23 protein-coding genes are annotated in these 23,318 nt (G+C 37.7%); 8 read left to right on the top strand and 15 right to left on the bottom strand.

Features of this window, described 5'->3' with window-relative positions:
- Positions 1 to 90 precede the first annotated feature (90 nt).
- Both TOL5_RS16860 and TOL5_RS16865 read left to right on the top strand, forming a co-directional pair.
- Positions 91 to 837, top strand: a complete 747-nt coding sequence (locus tag TOL5_RS16860) for an NUDIX hydrolase (RefSeq protein ID WP_009585852.1) — start codon at positions 91 to 93, stop codon at positions 835 to 837.
- On the top strand, positions 834 to 1,400 hold the full coding sequence (locus tag TOL5_RS16865) for a hypothetical protein (RefSeq protein WP_199995808.1): 567 nt from the start codon (positions 834 to 836) through the stop codon (positions 1,398 to 1,400). The genes TOL5_RS16860 and TOL5_RS16865 overlap by 4 nt, the downstream gene beginning before the upstream one ends.
- 21 nt (positions 1,401 to 1,421) lie before the next feature.
- On the opposite strand, the gene TOL5_RS16870 is transcribed toward TOL5_RS16865, so the two are convergent.
- Positions 1,422 to 2,054, bottom strand: a complete 633-nt coding sequence (locus TOL5_RS16870) for a hypothetical protein (RefSeq protein WP_198114422.1) — start codon at positions 2,052 to 2,054, stop codon at positions 1,422 to 1,424.
- A 107-nt stretch (positions 2,055 to 2,161) separates the two neighbouring features.
- On the opposite strand from TOL5_RS16870, the gene TOL5_RS16875 reads away from it, so the two are divergent.
- The 3 genes from TOL5_RS16875 (at position 2,162) to TOL5_RS16885 (ending at position 7,699) form a co-directional block, all read left to right on the top strand.
- The gene (locus tag TOL5_RS16875; RefSeq protein ID WP_139419040.1) at positions 2,162 to 2,539 is read left to right on the top strand and encodes a VOC family protein; all 378 of its coding nucleotides are present in this window, start codon (positions 2,162 to 2,164) and stop codon (positions 2,537 to 2,539) included.
- Between the two features lie 300 nt (positions 2,540 to 2,839).
- A complete protein-coding gene (locus tag TOL5_RS16880; RefSeq protein WP_151780626.1) occupies positions 2,840 to 4,093 on the top strand; it encodes an exonuclease SbcCD subunit D in 1,254 nt (417 codons plus the stop codon).
- A gap of 9 nt (positions 4,094 to 4,102) precedes the next feature.
- Positions 4,103 to 7,699 carry an AAA family ATPase gene (locus TOL5_RS16885; RefSeq protein WP_199979136.1) on the top strand — a complete coding sequence of 1,199 codons (3,597 nt, stop codon included), beginning with the start codon at positions 4,103 to 4,105 and terminating at the stop codon, positions 7,697 to 7,699.
- A gap of 42 nt (positions 7,700 to 7,741) precedes the next feature.
- On the opposite strand, the gene TOL5_RS16890 is transcribed toward TOL5_RS16885, so the two are convergent.
- From TOL5_RS16890 to TOL5_RS16910, 5 genes are all read right to left on the bottom strand, one after another.
- Entirely contained in the window at positions 7,742 to 8,140 is a 399-nt protein-coding gene (locus tag TOL5_RS16890; RefSeq protein WP_042089392.1) for a hypothetical protein, read from the bottom strand.
- A gap of 91 nt (positions 8,141 to 8,231) precedes the next feature.
- Positions 8,232 to 8,987 (bottom strand): hypothetical protein, encoded by a 756-nt coding sequence (locus tag TOL5_RS16895; protein ID WP_058971186.1) that lies wholly within the window; start codon positions 8,985 to 8,987, stop codon positions 8,232 to 8,234.
- Positions 8,988 to 9,217: 230 nt separating this feature from the next.
- Positions 9,218 to 10,003, bottom strand: coding sequence for a hypothetical protein (locus tag TOL5_RS16900; protein ID WP_221260520.1), 786 nt, complete (start codon positions 10,001 to 10,003; stop codon positions 9,218 to 9,220).
- Positions 10,004 to 10,181: 178 nt separating this feature from the next.
- Positions 10,182 to 11,015 (bottom strand): undecaprenyl-diphosphate phosphatase, encoded by an 834-nt coding sequence (locus tag TOL5_RS16905; RefSeq protein ID WP_058971179.1) that lies wholly within the window; start codon positions 11,013 to 11,015, stop codon positions 10,182 to 10,184.
- 392 nt (positions 11,016 to 11,407) lie between these two features.
- Positions 11,408 to 12,100, bottom strand: coding sequence for a YggS family pyridoxal phosphate-dependent enzyme (locus TOL5_RS16910; RefSeq protein WP_198260401.1), 693 nt, complete (start codon positions 12,098 to 12,100; stop codon positions 11,408 to 11,410).
- Between the two features lie 446 nt (positions 12,101 to 12,546).
- Here TOL5_RS16910 and TOL5_RS16915 point away from each other — a divergent pair, with 446 nt between their 5' ends.
- Together TOL5_RS16915 and TOL5_RS16920 are read left to right on the top strand one after the other, a co-directional pair.
- Positions 12,547 to 13,584, top strand: coding sequence for a type IV pilus twitching motility protein PilT (locus TOL5_RS16915; protein WP_005030845.1), 1,038 nt, complete (start codon positions 12,547 to 12,549; stop codon positions 13,582 to 13,584).
- Between the two features lie 27 nt (positions 13,585 to 13,611).
- Positions 13,612 to 14,730 carry a PilT/PilU family type 4a pilus ATPase gene (locus TOL5_RS16920; protein ID WP_121773981.1) on the top strand — a complete coding sequence of 373 codons (1,119 nt, stop codon included), beginning with the start codon at positions 13,612 to 13,614 and terminating at the stop codon, positions 14,728 to 14,730.
- Positions 14,731 to 14,804: 74 nt separating this feature from the next.
- Here the strand turns inward: TOL5_RS16920 and fur are convergent, their stop codons facing one another.
- A complete protein-coding gene (fur, locus tag TOL5_RS16925) occupies positions 14,805 to 15,242 on the bottom strand; it encodes a ferric iron uptake transcriptional regulator (protein WP_004828050.1) in 438 nt (145 codons plus the stop codon).
- A gap of 112 nt (positions 15,243 to 15,354) precedes the next feature.
- Between fur and TOL5_RS16930 the strand changes: the two genes are divergently transcribed.
- Complete coding sequence (locus TOL5_RS16930; RefSeq protein ID WP_004828048.1) at positions 15,355 to 15,753, top strand: outer membrane protein assembly factor BamE; 399 nt, start codon at positions 15,355 to 15,357, stop codon at positions 15,751 to 15,753.
- A gap of 81 nt (positions 15,754 to 15,834) precedes the next feature.
- Here TOL5_RS16930 and TOL5_RS16935 read toward each other — a convergent pair whose 3' ends face one another.
- The 8 genes from TOL5_RS16935 to dut all read right to left on the bottom strand — a co-directional run bounded on the left by TOL5_RS16935 (position 15,835) and on the right by dut (position 23,299).
- On the bottom strand, positions 15,835 to 16,158 hold the full coding sequence (locus TOL5_RS16935; protein ID WP_009585850.1) for an RnfH family protein: 324 nt from the start codon (positions 16,156 to 16,158) through the stop codon (positions 15,835 to 15,837).
- 17 nt (positions 16,159 to 16,175) lie between these two features.
- The gene (locus TOL5_RS16940) at positions 16,176 to 17,258 is read right to left on the bottom strand and encodes a hypothetical protein (RefSeq protein ID WP_199934884.1); all 1,083 of its coding nucleotides are present in this window, start codon (positions 17,256 to 17,258) and stop codon (positions 16,176 to 16,178) included.
- Between the two features lie 200 nt (positions 17,259 to 17,458).
- Positions 17,459 to 17,914 carry a bacteriohemerythrin gene (locus TOL5_RS16945; protein ID WP_004828043.1) on the bottom strand — a complete coding sequence of 152 codons (456 nt, stop codon included), beginning with the start codon at positions 17,912 to 17,914 and terminating at the stop codon, positions 17,459 to 17,461.
- A 284-nt stretch (positions 17,915 to 18,198) separates the two neighbouring features.
- The gene (locus TOL5_RS16950; protein WP_121774176.1) at positions 18,199 to 19,047 is read right to left on the bottom strand and encodes a class II glutamine amidotransferase; all 849 of its coding nucleotides are present in this window, start codon (positions 19,045 to 19,047) and stop codon (positions 18,199 to 18,201) included.
- A 209-nt stretch (positions 19,048 to 19,256) separates the two neighbouring features.
- Positions 19,257 to 20,042 (bottom strand): GNAT family N-acetyltransferase, encoded by a 786-nt coding sequence (locus TOL5_RS16955; protein ID WP_121774175.1) that lies wholly within the window; start codon positions 20,040 to 20,042, stop codon positions 19,257 to 19,259.
- Between the two features lie 166 nt (positions 20,043 to 20,208).
- Positions 20,209 to 21,117 carry an acetylglutamate kinase gene (gene argB / locus TOL5_RS16960; RefSeq protein ID WP_004828038.1) on the bottom strand — a complete coding sequence of 303 codons (909 nt, stop codon included), beginning with the start codon at positions 21,115 to 21,117 and terminating at the stop codon, positions 20,209 to 20,211.
- Positions 21,118 to 21,175: 58 nt separating this feature from the next.
- Positions 21,176 to 22,615, bottom strand: a complete 1,440-nt coding sequence (locus TOL5_RS16965; RefSeq protein ID WP_151780620.1) for a phosphomannomutase/phosphoglucomutase — start codon at positions 22,613 to 22,615, stop codon at positions 21,176 to 21,178.
- A 231-nt stretch (positions 22,616 to 22,846) separates the two neighbouring features.
- A complete protein-coding gene (dut, locus tag TOL5_RS16970) occupies positions 22,847 to 23,299 on the bottom strand; it encodes a dUTP diphosphatase (RefSeq protein WP_005030849.1) in 453 nt (150 codons plus the stop codon).
- Positions 23,300 to 23,318: the final 19 nt, after the last annotated feature.

Raw genomic sequence — 23,318 nt, forward strand, 5'->3', positions numbered from 1 at the left:
TCTTATAACATTAATTTTCCTTGGCTAATATCCTTTACCCTGTAATAATTCTAACTATCTTTAAATTTAATAAATTAAGCGAGCCTTATTGTGACCTTGAATGCTGAACAGGAATTTCTGTCGAGTTATAATAAAAAAGACTTTGATGCTCCCCTTTTCACAGTCGATATGGCTATTTTTTCTGTGGATGCTGGGCAGCTACAAGTTTTATTGATTAAGCGCTCCAATTTTCCACAAAAAGATAAATGGGCACTGCCGGGTGGTTTTGTTGATTTAACCCAAGATGCAGATTTAATGGCTTCTGCGCATCGTAAATTGGTTGAAAAAACGGGGCTACAATCTCCCCATTTGGAACAAGTGGCAACTGTGGGCAATGCAACGCGTGATCCTCGGGGCTGGGCAGTCACCGCCTTGTACTTTGCGCTCATTGATTTCAAAGAATTTCAGCAAGTCGCTACCGAACAAACTGAACATAGTGAATGGGTTTCAATCTCGGAAGCAAAAAATCGAGATTTGGCATTTGATCATTTACAGCTTTTAGAAATGGCAATTGATCGATTAAGTCGTAAAGCACGCTATACTGCTCTGCCCGTTAGTTTGATGCCAAAACTATTTACATTGACTGAATTACAGCAGATTTATGAAATTATTTTGGGTCAGAGCTTGGAGAAGAAATCGTTTAGACGGCGTATGATTGAAGCAGGTGCAGTTGAGGAAACAAATCAAACTAAAATTGCAGGTAAACGTCCTGCGCAACTGTATAAATATGCTTTCGAGAGCTATGATTTCCATTTTCCAAGAATTTTGGAATATCCACGTGACTTAAATCCGTCATGACTGAGATAAGATTAATTCAAGCTTTTCCTCAAGAACTATTCGATGATGTTATATTGGTGGCTCAATATCTTGAAAATCAGAAAATCCAACTTCATGACAATACCCAATGTGAAGTGATCATTCATCAAGCTTTGATCAAGATACCTGCCAGAATCTATATCAACGCTGTACAATCTGTTGAGTTTCAAAACTTTCCATTGATACAACGTCAAATTCTATGGTGTATTTTCACGCGCCATCATGATGGTTTTGTTCGGCAAAAAGCACTTGAAAAACTACTTCAGCAAAATCTTGAATATTTTATGACGCCATTTATCTTTCAATTGCTAGGTGAATATGTGGCTGAAATTTTGAAAATCATTGAGCCACATCTCAATGAAAATAATCAAAACAAATGGAGTGATTTTATCTTAGAAAATTGTCAGTATTTTCAAACGACACAAAGCAGAATCGTCAGTTATTGGAATGAATACTATCGGTCAAGCTATCCTGATTTTAAAAACTATATTGGTCATCAAATTTTAACCAAGCTCAAAAAATATGAGGAATCACGCTTTAAATGAAATGCGTAATTTAAGTTTGATTTATTGGTTACCAAAAACAATCACATAGGTTCCAATCTGTATTTTTTCTTCTAAGCAGCATGCCAGATGCTCTAAAAAATTCATTATTTTTATATCTTCAAAAGACAAATCCCTAAGGTCTGAAACAATTTTCTCTACTGCATTGTAATCAAAATAATTATCGGAACAAGGATCAAAACTATCCTCGAATTCATTTGTCAGCGGGCTAGACAACGGAAATAAAGACCTAAATATTTCAATCACATAAGCAAAATCATTCTGTGGAATAAAATAAGTTCTATTGTTTTTATCTTGTACTGGCTCTAAGTTTTCATCTTCTGCCCAAATCAAAAAGCCGACTTTATCAACATATTTGGGATTTTCCGCTATCGTCAACTTGATTGGACGTTGATTAAATTGATCAATCTTTTCAATAATTTTTTCAATACTCTGCTGATAAACAGGATTTATATAATATGTGTGAGCAAGCGTTTGGTCACATCCTGTCGCTAAACAAATTTTATTGAGATTATTTTGATGAAACTGAGTAAGCGATTGTTCAATATCGTCATTATTTTGTTTTAATAATGACAATGCTTCTGTCAATGAAACGTTTATTTTTGCTCGTAATATCTTGAGCTTTTCATTATTCATAACGTACTCTTGTATTTATTCCTGATTCCATTTTCAATATTTATACATCGTCACTACCTAAATTATCTTATGTTAATTATACAATTAAATATCGATGGACAATAATAATGAACACCCTATGCTATTTTGAAATTCAGTCTTCAAACCCGGAACGTGAAATGAAGTTTTATCATGAGGTCTTTGGTTGGAAGTTTAACAAAGTCGAAGGTTTACCGATCCAATATTTTCAAATTGAGACAGTAACATTACATGGAGGTTTATTAGAAAGACCAGCGCAAACACCACCGACACAGTGTGGAACCAATGCCTTTACCTGCTCTTTTGAAGTTGAAGATTTTGATCAAACGGCTGAAAAAATTTTAGCCTTAGGTGGGCGCATCGCCATGGAAAAATTTGCCATCCCTAACAAATGCTGGCAAGGCTACTTTTTAGATGCAGACCATAATACCTTTGGTTTGGTTCAAGTTGATCCAAATGCACAATGATTTTAAGAAATGAAACAAATAACTCCATCAAACTCAGATTGATTTAAGTGATGAATTTAGAGAATTGATATTCTAGAGTGTTGGTTTTTTAAAAGCTTAACCAGACGAGTGATTGAGTGAAATACTGTTTGGCTTTTTATCTGCTTACTCAGCCATCATGACCTTTTACTCAATCACTCACTTTAAGCCGAAGCAATCAAAAAAAGTAGTCTATTCAATCACCACAAAAGAACTTCTTATCTGATTCATCCGTGAATTTATGCTACCTTATTTTACAACGCATTAAGATCACACACGCACATGACTGTACGCTTTCTTCATACTTCAGACTGGCATTTGGGACAATTCTTTTATAACCACTCGCGCCAGTATGAACATGAACAGTTTTTAGCGTGGTTATTGCTGCAAATTCAAGAGAAACAGCCAAATGCCTTACTGATCGCAGGTGATATTTTTGATGTGATTAACCCGGCTTCATCGGCTCAAAAACAATTATATCAATTTCTTGCAGATGCCCATGAGATTGCACCACATATGCAAACACTGATGATTGCAGGAAATCATGACTCAGGTTACCGTATCGAACAAGTAGAACCGTTACTTGAGAAATATCATGCCAAATCTGTTGGGGTGATTCATAAAAATAGTGAAGGTCAAATTGACTTAGATCGTTTACTGATTCCTATCTATGATCCGCAACGTCATATTATTGCTTGGTGTCTATGTTTGCCCTTTTTACGTCCTGCTGAAATTACTGGATTTAATGAACAGACTCATAATAGTCAAAACGCAATTGCCTATTTACATCAACAGTTGATTGCAGAAGCTCGTAAGAGAAAAACGGCTGAGCAAGCACTGATTTTAATGTCGCATGCGCATATGCAAGGTGGGGAAACTTCCGATTCGGAGCGCCCAATTATTGTAGGGAATGAAGAAGCTCTTTCAACGACGTTGTTTGAAGACATTCTTGACTATGTGGCACTCGGACATTTACACAAACCACAAAAAGTTGCACAAGCACATATTCGTTATAGTGGTTCGCCCATTCCACTGTCGTTTAGTGAAATCCACTACAAACATCAAATTGTAGACGTAAAAATTGATCCATCCAAAACAGATGAATCCCGCTTTGAGTTTGAAAGTATCTATATTCCACGGAGTATACAGCTCCATAAAATCAAAGGAGAATTGAGCGTTGTTTTTGCTCAGTTACATGCTTTGCCAAGTGGAGAAATTGACAATATTGACCATCGTGAATATGTCGATATTGAATATCATACGGATGTTCCCCCTCCGCCCAATTTACGCCAACAATTTGAAGAAGCCTTACCCAAAGATAGATACCGTTTGGTTCGTATTTCAAGACAATACTTAAGCACAGAAAAAAATGGGGATACACCGAGTACAATCCATCTCGAACCGCCTACGCCAGAAAAACTTTTTCAACAGCTTTGGGAAAAAAATGGTTATGCCAGTGATGATGCTGTTTTCAAAGACTTTTTAAATTTGCTGCAAGAAGCTGAGAAGTCACTCGAAAATGAACCTGAAGCATAGGAGTTTGCTGTGAAAATTTTATCGATACGACTCAAAAATCTAGCTTCGTTGTCTGGTGAACATTTTATTGATTTTGAATCTGAACCATTGGCTTCAGCTGGTTTAGTCGCAATTGTTGGGAAAACCGGGGCTGGAAAGTCCACTATTTTGGATGCGATGTGTCTTGCCTTGTTTAATAAAATCCCACGTTTAAAAGACAGTGATGGTAAGTTACAAGATGTGGATGGTTCAGAACTTTTAACCAACTCCCCACTGACTGTGCTGCGTCGAGGTACCGCGCATGGCTTTGCAGAGCTTTGTTTTGTTGCACAAGATCAAAAACATTATCTGGCTCGTTGGGAGCTAAAACGTTCACGTGAAAAAGCAGATGGAAAACTGCAAAGTGTACAACGTTATTTAAAATGTCTGACCGATGGAACAGTGATAGCGGATAAAGCCAAAGCTGTAGACAACAGTATTTATAAAATTACTCAATTGAGTTTCGAACAATTTACCCGTGCTGTACTTTTGGCACAATCTGAAGTCACAGCATTTTTAAAAGCACGTGATAATGAACGTGGTGAGTTACTCGAGTATTTAACCAATTCAGCAATTTTTGGAAAAATTGGTCAATTGGCATATGAAAAAACCAAGTTGGTGGCTTCAAAACGTAAGGAACTTGAAAACCTACTGGGTCATATTGAACTGTTATCTGATGAAGATTTGGCTGAACTGTCGACTCAATTTCAACATATTGAAAACACCTATCAAAAATTACAATCAGAAAAAATCCAGCTTGAAAAACAACAGCTTTGGTTTGAACGTAAACAAAAATTAGATCAAGAAATTATTCTGAAACAGCAATTTTTAGATGCCCAACTCAAAGTACAACACGACTTACGACCTGAACGTGAACGTTTAATTCGTTTAGAAAAATTTTCGAGTATTCGCTCAAGTGTTTTTCAACAGCAACAGCTGAATAAAAATGAACAACAACTGACACCACAACTGCAAAAACAACAACAACTGTTTGATCAGTTAAAGCTACAATTTGAGCAGCAAAAGCAAAACTTCACTCAAGCTGAAACGGCTTTAAATGATATACAAAGTTTTGAAAACGCACATTTTGATGCTTTAAAAGAAGTACGTAAATGTATCCAAGAACGTGATTTTATTGGTACAGAATTTAAAAAAATTCAATCCAAACTCAATGAATTGGAACAATCAAAACATCCCTTACTAAGCCAGCAACAGGAAGTTGAACAACATATTCAACGCCTTAGCCAACAGCAGCTTAATTTAAGTCAAAAACTTGTCGAGACACAACAATTTTCAAGTCTGGATAAAGGCTTGACAGCGCATATACAACAACTCAGTCAATTTATTCAACACTATCCAAGCGTCGAAAATCAACTCGGTAATTTAAGCCAAGCTGAAGATAAACTCAGACAGCAAAACGCTCAATTACAGGCTTTAATTGATCAATCAGGTACGATCGAGAAGCTAGAAACAAGGCTTGAACAAACCCGCCAACAACGTGAAACGACACTTTACCAACTCAATCAATTTGACATCATCCAACAAAAATTACAGCAATTTTTTGAATTACAGTCAGAGTCTCAACAACTTATTGCTCAAATTCATCAAGGTCATACACAATTTCAACAACTAGAAAAAGCCACAGTTCAAGCTGAACAAGATTATCACAACGCAAAACAGGCTCGAACCAAGCTACAGGATATACTTCAACAACAACGCTTATTACATACAGAAAATGTCGAGAATTTAAGAGCAGCACTTAAAGAAGATCAACCATGTATTGTCTGTGGAAGTACTACCCATCCCTATAAAATGGATGATTCCATTGTTTCCAAAGCCTTGTTCGAACTACAACAACAACAAGAACAGCAAGCTCTGCTTCAAGAGCAAGATACTTTTAACATTTGGCAGCTTAGTCAGCAGAATTTAACCCAATTCAATGCAGAGCAAGAACAACTAAAAACCTCGCAAAAAAGATTGGTTGAACGAATCGCAGTCACTCAACAGACTTGTGCTGAACAAATTGCGTCTGCAAAAATTAAGCTTGATCTCACTCAAACACAAGCTGAAATCATGTTAGAGTTAGGTCAATTTACCCAACAATCTCAACAGCAGATTGAGCAAATCGACCAACAGTCCAAACAATCGATTCAAACGATAAAAACCCAACAACAATTGTTGCAGAGCACTCAGCACACATCACATTTATTACAACAAGCCAAAAACCTTCAGCATCAAATTCAGCATATCGTTTCATGCTTGTCTGAGCAGGAACAACACATGTGGCAACAACAGACAGTCGCCACCGCAGAAAATGTTTGTATCCGTTTAAAACAACGTGCGCAACAACTTGATCAACAGGAACAACACAGTAAGCAATTAGATTTATACGCCCAACAACAACACAGTATTCAACTCAACCTAGACAATATCTCCAAGCAAATTGCTGATACTACTCAAAGCTTAGCGGAGATTAAACTTAAAGGATTACAAAATACAGAAACTGCGAATCAATTGATTTACAGCATGACTGGATTAAATGAAGTGAAGCCGAATGAATGGTTAGCTCAGCACGATCTGAAACGCCAGCAAAGCCAACAACATTATCAGCAACTCAAACAAAACTTTGAGCAATTGCGTAATCAATTTGAACAAGAAAAGAGCCAGCTTGAACAGCTCAAAGCTCAGCTCACCCAAAATCTAAATCATCTCAATCAAGTGCAGTTTGAAATCCAACAATGGTTAACAGAACATCCAGATTTTCAATTAGAAGATTTAAGCAACTTGGCGCAAATTACACCACCACAAGAACAGCAAATTCGAAAGCAATTACAGCAAGCTGAACGCACATTGAATGAAGCCCATTCAGCACTCAAAACCATTCAGGAACAACTCTCAGAACATCTAACGCTTCAACCAGAAATAGTGAGCAATGAGTTACAACAATTGATGATAAGAAATAGTGAAGCGCTAAACACGCAAATTGAAATTCGAGATCAACTCAAACTCAAACTCGAATTACATCAGCAGAATGTCATGAAGCAAAAACAGTTTGCAGATCAAATTCACAACGTCCAGCAAGAAGAACATCGTTGGGGGAAAATTTCAGGTTTGATGGGGGATGCAACAGGTAAAAAATTTAGAGATTATGCGCAACAGTATAATTTGGATATTTTACTTGAACATGCCAATCAGCAATTGGCGATGCTGTCTCAACGCTATACGCTTAAGCGTCTCGAAAACTCTCTAAGTCTCGCCATTATTGATCATGATATGGATGGTGAAACTCGATCTGTTGCTTCACTATCGGGTGGCGAGTCTTTCTTAACAGCGCTGGCGCTCTCTCTAGCAATTGCCAATATGGCTTCAGGTTCAATGAAAATTGAATCCTTATTTATTGATGAAGGTTTTGGAACACTGGATGCTTCATCATTACATATGGTAATGAATGCTTTGGATCAACTGCAAAATCAAGGGCGTAAAGTCGTACTAATTTCACATATACAGGAAATGCATGAACGTATTCCTGTACAAATTCAAGTCCGAGCTTTAGGTGCAGGTGCCAGTACGATAGAAGTAGTCAGTTAAAAAAGGAGGATAATAACCCTCCTCAAACTCGATTTAATGTATTCATTGATTTGCTAAATATTCTTTTTTGGCTTGATCACAAATTTCTTTTTTATCACTCAAGCCTTGGGTCGCTGTTTCGAGGGTTTCATCAAAGGTGGTATCAAACTGTTTGTAATCTCGGTCATACTGTACTTTATATTTTTGATTATTTTTTAATACCGCGATTGAACTTTGAATGGCGACACACATTGGATAAAGTTCCTTCCGATCCTGTGTTTGAGTTGCACGATCAGTAATTTCTTCGATTTTTCCCAAAATCGTATCAAAGTTCTTTTGAAATTTTTCATAACTCGGTTGAGTTGCAATAAGGGATTTATATTGATCTTCGATTGGATTGGCAAATGATTGTATGGAAGCCATACCCAGTAAAGTGATTACACAAACTTTGACTAATTTCATTATATATTGACTCTTTTGATTATTAATGGATTTAAGTGTTTAAAAGCATAGGCTGTTTTCACAAATGCCCTATGCTTGTTGAAAAGATAATTTATCGATCTGCTGGAAATGCATTGGGTGGCGGCGCATATTTATTTACAGGTTTCGCCTTTTCTTCTGGTGCTTCTAAGTCATACACTACAGTACCGATTACTCCTGTATTTTGAATAGAGCCTTGATCAGAATTAGCAGCATAAGCATCTTTAGGCTTACTAAACGTAAAAGAAGCTACAGCAGAATCACTCTTACGGAAACCTTCGATTTTCAAGGTGTCATGCGCATGCAATACATAACCTGCATTGCTCCGAGAAGCTTCACTGCCATTAATTACATCAATACCATCAACACTGGCAACAATTTCAAAGGTCTTACCCGTATTATTTTCATACTGTAATTGATAACTTTGCCCTTCACGCCCTGACAAATAATATTTTTGCCCCACACGATACATGGGAATGAACTGACCATGATCATCGACCACAGAAAAACTAATTTTTCCTGCCGCCATTGAAATAGAATTCACTGATTTTCCTTGATAATTTTTATCAGCATATTGCACAATTGTTTCAGCCAATGACGTTTCAGATTTACGTTTTAACTGCACTTCCGTCACTTTGGAATCAATTTCATCACCCCACTTCGTACCCAGTTTTTCATCAGCGGAGACTTGGTTATTGGCAGCTTCAGCAGCAGCATCGGTACTGGTCGTTTCAGCCGATGAGTTGGATGAACTTTCATCTGTTTTTTTCGCACAAGCAGCAAGAAAAATACACAGCAAAAGGCAGAGAAATATATTTATATTTTTCATTATCAAACCTATTTTAAAGTAATAAGTTACGTTCCAATCATTATAATGTCTTGTATTTATTCAATAACATTGAACAATTAGAAAGATGTTTCAGTTAGATTATTATCAGCCACATCATAACTGAGCAGTGCTTGATGTACTATTTTTTAATTATTGCAATTGTGTAACATTATAACATCCTAGCGCATTCTAGGATGTTAAAAACCTATAGTTTGCCTAAACTCAATCACTTAATCTGCTGGAAAAGCATTAGGAGCAGGTGCATAGCCATCCTTTGAATTTTTAGCAGGCTGATATTGAGGTGCTTTTAATTCATACACCACTGTTCCAATCACACCGGTATTTTGAATAGAGCCATTTGCTGAATTAGCTGCATATGCGTCTTTAGGGCGACTAAAAGTAAATGAAGCGACTGAAGAATTACTCTTTCTAAATCCTTCAATTGCAAATGAACTGTATGGTCGTAACACATAACCACTATTTGAACGTGAAGCTCGGCTGCCATCTAAAACATCTAAACCATCCACACTCGCGACAATTTCAAATGTTTGATTGCTGGTATTTGAATAGCGAAGTTGATAGCTTTGCCCATCTATGGCTGAAAGGTAATAATTTTGTCCATCACGGTAAAGTGGTAAAATTCGACCACGATCATCTACAACAGAAAAACTCACTTTGCCAGCTGCCAGAGAAATGCTGTTAATATTACGTCCCGAAAATTGCTTATTGGCATAACGAATTTGAGTTTCATCAATTGGACGATTGCTTAAGCGTTTTAAATCTACTTGGGTCACATAAGAATTTAGATCATCGCCCCATTTTGTCCCCAAACGTTCTTCTGATCGCACTTGGTTTTGTTTGGATGTTGTACTTGCAGGTCTAGACGCTGGTTTGGCTGAAGGTACAGCTTCTGTCTCTAAACTTATGGCATCGTTTGATGGCGAATACTTTGTTGTACTGCAGGCGCTGATTAAAACACAAAGACACAACCACAATAACATTTTGGATTTATTCATATTCTATTTCCAGTTTCTAAATTTTATTTCACTAAGTATAGTCAACTTAACCAGTGCTGTGCATCGAAAATTGTAGAATATATTTTAAACGAGCTATTCAATTGTTTAGGACAAATATATTGATATAGTTATCCTAAACAAAAAACCTATTTTTTATTTTATCATGATCAGATTATTGTTAGCCCAGTGCCAAAACGATACCTGCAAAGCCAATACAATAAAAACCGAACAGCTGCCAACGTCCATGTTCTAGCCAGCTAGATAACCACTTTAAAGCAGCAAGACCTGCAATAAAGCTAAACACCATTCCCAATACACTCGGAAAAAGGAGTTGAGTTAAATGCATATTTTGAAAGTTCTCTGCATGCATAAGACGATAAAACTCTTTAACAATCACAGCAGGTGTAAGCACTACAGCCAACGCAAAACTAAACTCTTCCGCTTTTTGGCGTGCAACACCTAAAAATAATCCTGTTGAAATGGTGGCACCAGAACGTGAAAAACCTCGAAATGGTAGACATAAAGCTTGTATCGCACCAATCCATGCCGCACTTTTCAAGCTGATTTCACCAGTTTGTCCACGATCTAATCGCGCAGATAAAATAATCAATATCCCTGCTGAGACTAATGCAGCAGCCATTAATTTTGAATTACTAAATAACTGTTCTATTTCAAAGTGATTTGCTCCTGCAAAAAACACATGTTTAATCAAGGCTTGTAGGGTTAATCCAAGTATGCTGGTAATGGCTGTGGCAAGAATAATAAAACCTGCTTGTTTCTTAAAATTAGTGATGGATGAAAAATATGTCTTACGCCAAGATGCCCAGAAATAAACAATGACCGCAAACATTGTACCTGTATGTAGCATGACCAAGAGAAAAGTCATATCAGGTGCAGAAGGATCAAAGCCCATTAATTTTTCAGCCAAAATGACATGGGCAGAACTGGATACAGGAAGCAACTCTGCCAAGCCTTGAATAATGGCAAGAATAAGCACATGAAAAATAGTCATCAATGCTCTCAGGTTTAAAATGATGTTTGCCTTATACGTTTACAGCATTAAAACTAAATTAAAATAAACTTAAACCATTACAAATTCAGAACGCCAATTTCAGTATGAGAGCTTAGGGGCTGTTGACATTTCATAAATGGCTTGCGTTGTAGGTTAAAATTGAGCAGGTAAGGCATGAAACGAAGAGAATAACGAGTCTATTTTCAAGTTTCATAACGTAGTCTGAGATAATTTTAGCCACAACCCTTCGGGACTAGTGTGTTTTTTGCCGATTCGTTGTTACGAACTACTTATTTAGAATGACTAAATTTCGTATTTCGTGCCTAGAATCGCCTAAAAAACACACGTAGTCGCAAAAATAGACGAATTGTCAACAGACCCTAAATATCTTGTTAGTTTTTATTGGAATAATCTCGTGCGCCAAATAATGCTGTACCAATCCGAACCATGGTTGAGCCTGCAGCAATTGCTTCTGCCAGATCTCCTGACATTCCCATACTCAGGGTATCCCAATCTTCAGGACGAACATGGAACACTTTGACTTGGTCAAATAACTGCTTGGCATCTTGAAATGCTTCAGTGTGATGTGGTGCAGGAATCACCATCAGTCCTCTTAACCTTAAATTCGGCAACAGGCTGATTTGCTTGACCAATTCAACAACTTCTTCAGGCTGACAGCCATCTTTGCTGTCTTGTGCATCAATATTCACTTGTAAACAGATATTTAAAGGGTTTTGAGTTGCATCTCTTTGTTTCGATAAACGTTCAGCAATTATAAAACGATCTACGCCATGCACCCATGCAAACTTTTCGGCAAGATGCTTGGTTTTATTGCGTTGTACATGACCGATAAAATGCCACTCAATATCCAAATCTTTTAAATCTTCAATTTTATCCAAGGCTTCTTGTAAATAATTTTCCCCAAACGAGCGTTGCCCTGTGCTGTACATTTCTCGTAATAATAGACTTGGATGTGTTTTAGAAACCGCCAATAACTGGACCTGTCCCAGATCTCGATTTGCAGCCAAGCAGGCATCCTGAATTTGTGCTAATACATGATTTCGAGCTTGATTTAGATCATTCATTGACGGGGTTCTCATTTCATAAAAATTTCAGCTTCCAAGCAATTAAATTGTTGGTTATGCTGAGTGAAAAGCCTTATTATTCTACAAAATAATCAGGGTATGTTGATTGTTCATCAATGGCTTGTACGTGGCAGGCAAAAATTAAACAAACCATGAGTGAAATATAAAGAATAGCAAAACTATTTTAAAATTTCATAACGCAGTTTGAAATAATTTTAGCCATAACTATTGCAAGAACAAAGCATTACTTTGTTCTTAATGTATGACAAAACGAGAAACCGAGGTGTTTTTTTACTGCTAAAACGTTACTTTGCGAAATATGGTTTCTCATCATTTAGAATAACGCCATTTCGTAGTTTCTGCAGAAGAACCAAAAACACTGAGATCGTCAGCAACATAGATGAACGCTCTTTACCCTAGGCTAAGAGATTTTATTCGGGGACATTATGGATATTACAGAATTATTGGCGTTTTCCGTTAAAAATGGTGCGTCTGACTTACACCTTTCAGCGGGTATGCCACCGATGATTCGTGTTGATGGTGAAGTCCGCCGTATCAATTTACCAGCATTGGAACATAAAGAAGTTCATAGACTGGTCTATGACATCATGAATGACAAACAACGTCGAGATTTTGAAGAACAATTAGAGACTGACTTCTCTTTTGAAGTTCCAGGCGTTGCCCGTTTCCGTGTTAACGCATTTAACCAAAACCGTGGTGCAGGTGCGGTATTCCGTACTATTCCATCCAAAGTCCTGACTATGGAGGATCTTGGTTTAGGACAAATCTTTAAAGACCTTTGTGACTTACCACGCGGTTTAATTTTGGTTACAGGTCCAACAGGTTCTGGTAAATCAACCACTTTGGCTTCGATGATTGACTTCATCAATGACAATCGTTATGACCATATTTTAACTGTCGAAGATCCAATCGAATTTGTACACCAATCTAAAAAGTGCTTGATCAACCAGCGCGAAGTGCATCGTGATACACATGGCTTTAACGAGGCGCTACGTTCTGCACTGCGTGAAGATCCAGACATTATCCTTGTCGGTGAGATGCGTGACCTTGAAACTATCCGCCTTGCACTTACCGCAGCAGAAACAGGTCACTTGGTCTTTGGTACACTGCATACCACTTCCGCAGCGAAGACCATTGACCGTGTGATTGATGTATTCCCTGCTGAAGAAAAAGACATGGTACGTGCCATGCTTTCTGAATCATTGCAGGCGGTAATTTCTCAAACGCTATTAAAGAAAAATGGCGGTGGACGTGTTGCTGCACATGAAATCATGATCGGGATTCCTGCAATTCGTAACCTTATTCGTGAAAACAAAGTTGCACAGATGTATTCAGCGATCCAGACTGGCGCAAACTATGGTATGACCACACTGGATCAAAGCTTAAAAGCGCTGGTTGCCAAAGGTGTAATTAGTCCTCAAGTTGCGCGAAATGTTGCAAAACAACCAGAATCATTTCTATAAATAAGATGGACGATTGAGGCTTAAAAGATGGACTTTAATGACTTGCTCAATATGATGATTGAGCAGAAAGCATCCGACTTGTTTATTACCGCAGATGTAGAACCATCAATGAAAATTAATGGTCAAATCGTCCCTGTGGTAAAAACCAAGTTAAACGGCGACATCATCATGCAATTGCTCAACTCAATCATGAGTGAAAAGCAACGCAAAGAATTTGCAGATACGCGCGAATGCAACTTTGCCATTACCAACAGAGATAAAACTGCCCGTTTCCGTGTTAGCGCTTTTCAGCAACGTGATATGCCAGGTATGGTTTTGCGTCGTATCGAAACTAAAATTCCAACCATGGAAGAGTTAAAACTTCCACCTATACTCAAAGATCTTGCCATGACAAAACGTGGCATCATTATCTTTGTTGGTGCGACAGGTACCGGTAAATCCACTTCTCTTGCATCGATTATTGGCTATCGCAATCAGAACTCAAAAGGCCATATCATCACCATTGAAGATCCGATCGAATTTGTTCACGAACATGCTGGCTGTATCATCACCCAACGTGAAGTTGGTATTGATACTGACTCTTTTGAAATTGCTTTGAAGAACACCTTGCGTCAAGCACCTGATGTTATTCTGATTGGTGAGATTCGTTCCCGTGAAACAATGGATTATGCGATTGCCTTTGCAGAAACTGGACATCTGGTCTTTGCGACACTACATGCCAACAATGCCAACCAAGCAATTGACCGCATTATTCACTTCTTTGAATCTGACCGTCATAGCCAATTGTTTATGGACTTATCTCTTAACCTTAAAGCTATGGTCGCACAGCAATTAATTCCAACACCAGATGGTAACTCGCGTCGTGCAGCGATTGAGATTCTGATCAACTCACCACTCGTTTCAGATCTCATCCGTAAAGGTGATGTACATGAAATCAAAGATTTGATGAAACGTTCACGCGAATTGGGTATGCAAACTTTTGACCAAGCCTTGTTTGACCTTTATAAAGCTGGTCAGATTACCTACAAAGATGCGTTGAAACATGCAGACTCACCAAATGATTTACGTCTACAAATCAAATTGGATGAAGAAGGTGGCGCGCAGTTGTTGAATGCCAACAGCAAATTGACTTTTGATGGGCAATAAAGCAACACAAAATCTTTAAAAATGAAAAGGGAGCTTCTAAAAGCTCCCTTTTCATTTGTTGTATTTATGTGATTTTAACGCTTACGATAAGCTTCCTGACATTCAGGCTCATCACAATAACCATATAGATTTAGAGAATGACCAGTTAACTGGAAACCATGCTTCTCAGCAACTGTATGTTGTTCATGCTCAATGATATCATTAGTAAATTCAACGACTTTATTACAATTTTGGCAAACCAAATGATCATGATGATCTTCTTGCATAATTTCGAAAACAGAATGATTGTTTTCAAAATGATGACGCTGAATAATTCCAGCAGCCTCAAATTGTGTTAACACACGATATACGGTCGCTAGACCAACATCTTCACCTTGTTCGAGTAATGTTTTATAAATGTCTTCCGCGCTCAAGTGGTGTTGTCTTGAATTTTCTAATAATTCCAAAATCTTGATTCGTGGTAGGGTAACTTTAAGTCCAGCTTTGCGTAAATCTTGATTTGAAATAGGCATATAAAAAGGTCTCTCAACAAATTTTAAGTTGGAATATGCAACAGAGTTGAGATGCAGTATGATCTATCCTTGGATCAATTGCATCATAATTAATTTGGGATAGTGTAGCAAAATGCAAAAAATCATGCTGACGTTATTCGTCGCTTCTTTACTTGGTGGTTGCTCTGTATTTGGAGTATACAAAGTTGATATACCTCAAGGAACACCATTAACCCAAGCTCAAGCTTCAAAAATTCAAGTCGGTATGACCTACCAGCAAGTGAGATTCTTACTGGGTAGCCCAACAATTTCAGATCCAATGAATCCTGGACGTTGGGATTACATTTACAACTATATCCCTGGAACTTATGCAAAAAAAGCAAAAATTCCAGCAGCACATGGTCAACACTTAAAGGTTTATTTTGATCAATCAGGTATTGTAAACAAAATCGAAGGTTTGGAAACCATTCCTGAGTCACAACCCGGTTTACCCGCTTCTAAAGAAGCAATATTGAATGCGCCCCCACTATAGACATTTTGTCATAAAAAGAAACCCCTCTTTGAGGGGTTTTTCATATGCATTCAATTGTTTAAAGCGATTAGCTATAATCGCTTAAGATTTGAAGAGTAATTGCTGATAACGATTTCCACGGCAATAACGCCCAACAGGATTGGCTTTGGCGCGATTACGACGAATGTCTTTGGGATTAATGGTTAAAGCTCTATAAATTTCAACACGATCACCAGCTTCTAACAAATGTGCTTGATCTTTAATCTTGACACCAAAGATGCCAAAACTAAAATTTTCAGGCAATTCTACTTGCTCCGCCAGACCACTTTGGGCAATTGCATCAGCAACGCTCATGCCCGGAGAAAATTGTAACTCAATGTGAAATTGTTGCTTTTCGGTAGCATATGCTACCCAAATTTTATCCACTTGATTCACCAATACCCTTAAATAAATTGTCCGATATACGCAACCAATGCAATTAAAATGGCTAAAGGTAAAATGATACGCACTGCAATACGCCAAATATTATAAAAGCCTTCTGAACTGAAATTAATTGCTTTTCGTAAGTGACTGATTTTCATCATCCAACCCACAAATACTGAATAAATCAAGCAAATAAGTAAGCCCCAAACCATTAACAATGGATTAAATATCATCGAAATGTTTGGAATCGCCCAAATAAATAATGCCACCAAAAGCACTGCAAATTGAATTACCACAGCCACTTGGCGTTGCACTAACTGTTCTTTGCTCAATTGTAATAATAGAGCAGCAGAAATGATCGCAGTAAATAATAATGCATAAGCTGGAATTTGTGATGAAACAGCAAAGAAACCAAATGCTATTACTGCAATCAATTGTGCAATCCAGATCGGTAGAGCGGTTTTGCTTGCCTCATTGCGCTGTTGGACATTGAGCAAGCTTGTTTGCCAATACAGCCCAAGACCTAACCCTGTTGCAACTAAAGCTAAAATTGTGGCATTACCCCACTCTTTAAACTCAACAGGTGTCACATGCCAAGTCTGCAAACCTGTTCCAAAAAACTGAGCCAAAGCCAATGAAACCAGTACGCCAACAGTTGTTAAACCGACCAAGAACTGACGCGGAACAAAAGATAATGCAAAAGCAACCACAGCACTACCAACAAAAATCAAATGTGGCGCAACTGGAAGTTGAGCAATATGTACAGCACTAGCACTAATATTTGAAAGTATGCCACCCGCTAAGAATGGAATAAAAATGACTGCCAACCATCCTACAATACGCCAGGATTGTGATGCATCTGCGTCACGAGTTAAGCTAGACAAGGCATTTAATGCGGTTGTTTTAGAGCGTTTTGCTAAAGCAACCTCTAAATAGGTAATCGGCAATGCCAAAATCAGCATTGACACTAACCACAATATCCAAAAATCAATTTGTCGATCAATTTGAATACCCAGACTTGGTGCTAAGCCTGCGATAATCATGAATGATAAACAAAATGCCATGAGCGGCGATAACCATCGTGACATAGAATTATCCTGCATGAGGTGTTTCGTAAAAAGTTCTGCTATTTTGCCTTTGTCGATGCTGAAAATCAAAGCTTAAAAGAAAAAAGCAAATCACCCCTCGATGATTTGCTGCGCTAGACTTTTTTATAATCGCTCTTATTTCTTTTTATCCCCTCTGAATTTTTTTAATTAGAGAGCTGGTCATTTCCATAACTTAGGCTGAAATCAGCATGAGGTTATGAAAAAAATCGTGCAAACCAATTCTTGCCTTTTTTCTTTTCATTTTCTTTAATGATCCCCATCATATTTAATTTCACAGCTCCAACATAATCAGCGTCATCGTGCTGAATATGATTAATTAACCATTTAGACAAGACTTCATGTAATTCTTTTTCGATTGAATGACCTTGCTCAAAACTTTCACGGTAACTTTCTATACGCTTGATAAATAAATCATGGACACGTTTATGAGGAACACGATATTTATAACCTGCTTCTTCTTGTAAACTTTCTTCAAATGTAAAATGTGATTGCGTATAGTCGATAATATTATCGAGTATTTGTTTAATACGAACACGATCCGTTGCTATACCAATTTCATCAATTTCATTGATGTAATCCAAAATCCTTCTATGTTGATCGTCAATCACATCGATACCAGTATTATATTCTGGAATCCATTTCATCTTCATACGATCACCTTAAAAAATAATGTTTTGACCTTTAAAATCCATATTAACGAGAATCAAGTCAAATAAAAATGAACCGTATTACTCGGGATTCATTAAAAAAACCGTATTATTATTTAAGCTATTGTTTATATTAAATAAATATTATTAATCAAACTAAAAGAGTAAGATATTTTTTAACCAATATTAAAATTCAAATGATTTTATTGATGATTTAATTATCTATTTATAGGTTTAATTCATTAGATTAGATACATAGTTATTTCAACTCATCAATTAATATTAAACTAATACTGATCTGCTTTGGTTATTCTCACCAAACTTGGGTCTGCTGCTTCTCGTGCTAGGCGTTCTACATGAGTGGTGGCAGTTTTTAACACTTTCCCCTCTTTAAATAAAATCATTTCACCTGGTTTATAAGCTGTCCATACTTCATTTTGAGTTAATGGTTCTGTTGTTATTACAGCTACACGATCTTCTTTGGTGGTAAATTGACTAAAATCGATATCAACATCAATATCAATTAAACGTGCATATTTAAAAGGATACTCTCTAACAATCCAATGCAGTTTGGTCGTCGCATAACTGAATAATGCTTGTCCATTGGAAAGACAGAAATTAAAAGTCCCGTATTCTGCAATTTTAGGAGAAATTTCTTCAAGTAAAGCAAAAATATCATTTAGACTTGGCTCAAAATAACCAAATCTTAAAACCAGCTGTTCGAGTAAATAGCAAAATGCCAATTCACTGTCTGTACTGCCTACAGGCGTAAAGCGCCCCGACAAATGCGGATGAAAATTAAGTAAGTCGCCATTATGTGCAAAAATCCATTGTCTCCCCCACAATTCACGAATGAAAGGATGTGAGTTTTCTAAAGTGATTTTACCTTGTGTCGCCTTACGAATATGTGCAATCACATTGCGTGATTTAATCGGATAATTACGTACCAACTCAGCAATTGGCGATACGACTGCAGATTGATTATCCACAAATAAGCGACAAGCTTTATCTTCAAAAAAAGCAATACCAAACCCATCAGAATGATCAGAGGTTATTCCTGCACGTTGAGAAAACCCACGAAACGAAAATGTAATATCGGTGGGTGCAGCACAGTTCATTCCAAGCAATTGGCACATAGCGTATTCATACAGCGTTTTATTTATAAGAATATTGTGCATGACTCCGCTTCCGCTTGCAAATCTCAATAACTGAAAATAACAGCATACAAGCGGATATTAGACCAAAGGAGTGAAATTGGGGATTGAAAGAAAAAAGGATATCTTTAGGCTTTCATACTTCATCGGCAAGTATAAAAACTTAGGCAGTACCCTTTGATCATTTAAACTTAGCGATTAACCATTTTATTGAGTACGAATTTTTTTGCGACTTCATTGACATCGAGAAATACAAAATAATCCAAGCAATTGAATGCTTCATCATGATATGCCTGCTTTGATAAGCGAGCATTCATTTTCAAATACACATCAAATAGTTTTGGAATTCTTTCATCTTGTGGAAAACTGTATTCTGGATGGCTGGGTTCAAAAGCGGGTTTAGCCTTAACATCAATTGATTGCTTAGCCGTCATTTTTTTAAGATGTTGGTGAGTATAGTAAGCGCGTGCTTTATTGTCTCCCAAACGAATGCTGACACAGCCCATCAGATGTTTGGCTTTCATTTTCCAAAGTACTGTAGGAACTAGATTTAACCAAAGCATCGACAGCGCGCGTCCATTACGATAGCGAGGATGGACACAGGTACGCCCAATTTCAACAATATTTGATAGGTCTGAGAACTGTGAAACATCAAATTCTTGCGCGCTATAACTACGCGCAAGCTCATGACCTTGGATCAATTTTAAACGGGTATAAGCAACAATTTCATTGCTCCACTTATCTCGTAGCACAGCATGTTCACAATCAAGATCATAAAGATCTTGATCTAAACCATTTTCAAAGTGGATACCAAACTGATCTGCAAATTGTACTGCGCGGAATTTTTGTACTTCTTTAAGCTGTTTAAGGTCTTCAACCCATTCAAATTTATATTGTGACTGTGCTTTTTTAGGTTTAGGCAAAGGTAAATTGAAGTTCTGGAAGTTCTGACGATACTGATTTAATTTTGCGAACATATTTTTAGACTCCTTGAGCTTTTACTTACACTAGGCAATCCACATGACACTTATATGACGAAAAAATGACCATTTTAAAACACACTACAAACGGTGATAGGGGATAAATCCCTCCTCCAATAAAAAACCAGTGTAAAAACACTGGCTTTGATCAGACAAAATAGATTTATGCGTGATTAGACTTTGAGCGGTTGGTAATCAAAGTACCCACACCATGATCAGTAAAGATTTCTAATAATGTTGCATGAGGTACACGACCATCAACAATATGTGCACTGACCACCCCACCTTTTACGGCATCTAAAGCACAGCCTACTTTTGGAATCATGCCACCATAGATCACCCCTGTTTCGATCAGGCGATCAACTTCTTGTGTACTGAGCCCAGTGAGTAGATTTTTATTTTCATCTAAAACACCGCTAATATTGGTCAACAAGATCAGTTTTTCAGCACCTAAAGCTTCTGCAACTTTACCCGCCACTAAATCTGCATTGATATTATAAGTTTGACCATCTTCATCCACACCAAGCGGTGCGATCACTGGGATAAAATCACTTTGTGTAAACATTTCTAAGACATCGGTCTTTACACCAGTCACTTCTCCCACAAGACCTAAGTCAATCTGGGTCACTGTACCATCATCTTGAGTTTTTTCCATCAACAGCTTTTTGGCACGTAATAAATTACCGTCTTTACCTGTTAAACCAATTGCGCGACCACCATGCTTATTGATCAAGTTGACGATTGATTTGTTCACGCTGCCACCTAAAACCATTTCAACCACTTCCATGGTTGCTGGATCAGTTACACGCATTCCATCAATACGATCAGACTCACGTCCTAACTGTTTTAATAATGAATCCACTTGAGGACCACCACCATGTACAACAATTGGATTTAATCCGACGGTCTTCAGCAAGACAATATCGCGCGCAAATGAACTTTCCAATGCAGGATCAGTCATTGCGTTACCACCATACTTCACAACTAGCGTTTTACCTGAAAAGCGTTGAATATACGGCAAAGCTTCTGTCAAAATTTGTGCTTTGTCGATGCCAGTGTGCTGGTGTGGCATTCGTCTCTCCTTAATGAGCTATAGCGGCTTGATCGATGAGTATGGATCGTGCAAAAAATCAATGTGCCTGTAAAATATCTTGGGCGATCATAGGATAACGATCATGGAGCATAGACGCAAATGTCTGACGAATCTCATCTAAACGATTTTGACAATCGGCATCAAAACGAACGGTAAAATACTCCCCCGTATTGGATGCGCGAATAATGCCGAACCCATGTTCAAAATCAAGTCGAACCCCATCAATTTTACTTAATTCAGCACCATACTGATGACTGAGATGCTCAATTTCATTCAGCACAATTTTTGGATCTGTATGGTGGGTACTGATATAAGTATCTTCAGTATAAAAACGATCAGGATAAGAAGCTAAAATTTCTGACAATGTGGCTTGAGGAAAATGGCATAAGTATTCCATCACACGCAAAGCAGCATATAAGCCATCGTCATAGCCAAGCCCACGCCCGTCGTTAAATACATAATGACCCGCATACTCGCCACCAAACACGGCATGCCCTTTCGACTGCGACATATACTTACGTAAAAAACTACTGCCTGTACGGATCATTTTCGCTTGTCCACCTAAGTGCTCAACGACCTGACGCACCATAGAAGAACATTTCACATCAAAAACAATTTCATGTTGTGGATGATCTTTTAAACACATTTGTGCAAATAGAGCCAACAGTCGATCAGCCGAAATGATATGCGCATTTTCATCCAGTAAAACAACCCGATCTCCATCACCATCTAAAGCAATTCCTATATCCGCTTGATGATTGAGTACATTCTGACGTAACAATTCTAAATGTGTCGCTTGTGATGGATCTGGTGCATGATCTGGAAAATTACCGTCCGCATTACAACGCAAAGCAATTACTTCGCAACCGAGCTTCTTCAATACAAGATTGGCACAAAACCCAGCCGAACCATTTAAACCATCAATCACCACTTTTAAAGGTCTGGTTAATTGAATATCGTTTAGTAGTGTAGATTGATAAGATAAACAGAACTCAGATTTAATGTGATGCGATGTTGTTTTAAACCCTGATACAGGCATACGCTCCACAGACTGGGTATCTTGCAGATATTGTGCGGCTTGAACCCCAATATATTGGATCATTTCTGGAGATGGTGGCTCAGACTGAATAATCCATTTAATGCCGTTATCCGTTTTAGGGTTATGGCTGGCAGTCACCATAATGCCATTTCCCAGCGTATTACGTGCGGCAAAATACAATTGCGGTGTGGAACAACACCCTATTTCAGTCACATCGATGTCTTTATGTTGAAATACTTGTTTGATAATTTGAGCAAAAACGGGGCTGCTTAAACGTGCATCATAGCCCAAAGCCACTTGTGATTGCCCCTTTTCAATGAGTTGATTTGCCAAGGCATCAGCAATGCCCTGAATTAACTCAGGTTTCATCATTTCAACTTTTCCACGAATGTCATATGCACGGAAAATTTGAAAAGGAAAATCATTCATTTTCATCATAAGCAAAAACTTCTATTTGCCAACCCTCTATTACTCAACTTTCATTTTGATCATGATGAGTAAACAATTCATTTATTTGAGAATTTATTCTAGGGCTTAATGCAATTTATCAACAAATTCTTCATAATATATTCAGTTTTCTACTTGGCTTTATACATACTTTTTGTTACATATCAAAAAAATACTTTAAAAAGCCTGATAACTCAGGCTTTTTAAACAAGTGTTAAACGATTAGTTTTTGCCTGTATGACCAAAGCCACCAGCACCGCGTTCTGTCGCCTCAAACTCATCCACAATATCAAATTGCGCTTGAATTACAGGTACCAACACATATTGTGCCAAGCGCTCACCAGGTTCTAAAGTAAACGTTGTTTGACCACGATTCCACACAGAAACCATCAATTCACCTTGATAGTCTGAATCAATCAATCCAACTAAATTACCCAACACGATACCATGCTTATGACCTAAGCCCGAACGCGGTAAAATTAAGCCTGCAAATTGAGGATCTTCGATATAAATCGCCATCCCTGTTTTTACTAAAACGGTTTGACCTGGTTCAATTTGAATCGCCTCATCAACACATGCGCGCAAATCCAAACCTGCAGAACCTGTAGTTGCATATGTAGGCATTGGCCATGCTTGACCTAAACGTCGATCAAGAACCTTTACTTGAACTTTCATATTGAAATCCTTGCTTAAA

This window comes from Acinetobacter sp. Tol 5, assembly GCF_019702905.1.
GTDB lineage: Bacteria > Pseudomonadota > Gammaproteobacteria > Pseudomonadales > Moraxellaceae > Acinetobacter > Acinetobacter bereziniae.